A 1,893-nucleotide genomic window follows, 5' to 3' on the forward strand; every position below is an offset into this window, starting at 1 on the left:
GATAATAATCTATCTCATCAATCAGACGTTGTTTATCCTCAGGTAATATTCCTTTTAAGTTAACATAATTTGAGGCATGATTACTTCTAAATACAACTTTTTCATTGGTATCTATATTTTTTATCATTTCTTTAATTTCTTGTAGCACAGCCTTATCTTCCAGTACTGTAAATTCACCTGATTGAAGTAAATCGTAAAGTTCAGTATTAGGTTCTACCATTAAACTCAATACACCCACATAATCTGGTGAAATTGCTCCTAGCATTTTTCCTGTATCAACTCCATGTTGATGTGTTTTTTTAGTTCCTCCAAGACCTGCTATTACAGTAGCTGATAATTTAATACCATTTTTCTTAACTTTTCTACCAACTTTTATCAATTGTTCACTATTAAATCCCTTTTTAATATCTTCTAATACCTCATCATTTCCACTTTCAAGTCCTAGATAAATCATTTTAACACCAAGTTTTTTTAACTCTTTAAGTTCATCATCAGTTTTTTTCTCTATAGACTTAGGAGAGCCATATAGAGTAATTCTTTCACATTCTGGAAAAACTTCTTTTATATATACTATTATATCTCTTAATTTTTCCATTGGTATTATCAATGCGTCTCCATCTGCCAAAAATATCCTGTCTACATTTTTATAATGTCTTCTAAATATATCAATTTCATTTTTTATTACTTCTAATGGTTTTATTTTAAATTTCTTTGATTTGTACATACTACAAAATGTACATTTATTATGAGAACATCCTAGTGTGACTTGTATTATAAGACTATAAGCCTCACTTGGTGGTCTATAAAGTGGCATATCATATTCCATATTAAAATCCCCCTTGTAATCAAATCTTAATTTTATTATATTAATAATCTTTACTTAAAATAATACTTTATATATATTGTAAGTTTCAAGCTTTTGTTTAAGATATATTCTTTAAAAATTTAATAATGCTATTTGCAGTAATCTTAAGCTGTTTTTCTTGACTTATAATAGCATCATTGTCTCCCTTTTGTTTTCCATAATCTCCAAATTGTGCATGATTTCCCCCTTCAATTTCAACATAAGTAGTATCATCAGGAAGTTTTTCTTTTGCTTCTATAAGGTTTTTAAAATTAACTACTCCGTCTTTACTTCCCCATATAGATATAACCTTTTTGCCTAACTGTTTTAGTTCATTGCCCATTGGATAAGAAGATAAAAACACAACTCCATCAATTAATTTATTGTCACGTGCAAAATTAGATGCAACAACTCCGCCTAATGAGTGACCTCCTATTACCCAATGTTCTATATTATTGTAAGAATCTATAACTTTCTGTGCTTTATTAGTTCCAAGTATAGCTAGATTAAGTGGCATTTTTACAATTACCACTTCATATCCACTTTCTGCTATTTTTCTTGCAAGTGGTGCATATGATTCTATTTCTACCTTAGCTCCTGGATAAAAAATTAGACCTTTAGAAACTTTTCTACCCTTAGGTGTAAATGAAATATTTTCATTTATGGTTACCTCGACTTTACTATTACTAACTAATGCTTCTTTTGCTAGTTTTTGAGGTTCATATGTTTTGTTTATCCATATGAAAAAACTAAGCAGAACCAATACAAATAGTATACCTATTCCCATGAATATTTTCTTTTTTATATTAAATTTTCTATTATCATTTTTATCATCTTCGTTTTCAACCTCATCATAAAGTAAAGGTCTTTCAAGTTCCATAGTTATACTAAATGTATCATATTTCTTATTGCGCTTTACCTTTACATCTTTACTCATAAATCTAACCCCCATAATATTTGAATACTATTATAGTTTATCCTAAGTAAATTGTTTTTTCAACTAATGAAAAAAATCAATATTTTAACCTTTTTCACACAAAATTCATAAA

The 1,893-nt window shown here is 28.0% G+C and carries 2 protein-coding genes; both read right to left on the reverse strand.

Features of this window, described 5'->3' with window-relative positions:
• The coding region (locus KGF50_RS21295) for a radical SAM protein (RefSeq protein WP_227849912.1) at positions 1–826 on the reverse strand (826 nt) is incomplete at its 3' end.
• A gap of 97 nt (positions 827–923) precedes the next feature.
• Positions 924–1,781 carry an alpha/beta hydrolase gene (locus KGF50_RS21300; RefSeq protein ID WP_227849913.1) on the reverse strand — a complete coding sequence of 286 codons (858 nt, stop codon included), beginning with the start codon at positions 1,779–1,781 and terminating at the stop codon, positions 924–926.
• Between the last annotated feature and the right edge of the window lie 112 nt (positions 1,782–1,893).

Origin of the sequence: Clostridioides sp. ZZV15-6598, assembly GCF_020657705.1 — a bacterium.
Lineage (GTDB): Bacteria > Bacillota > Clostridia > Peptostreptococcales > Peptostreptococcaceae > Clostridioides > Clostridioides difficile_F.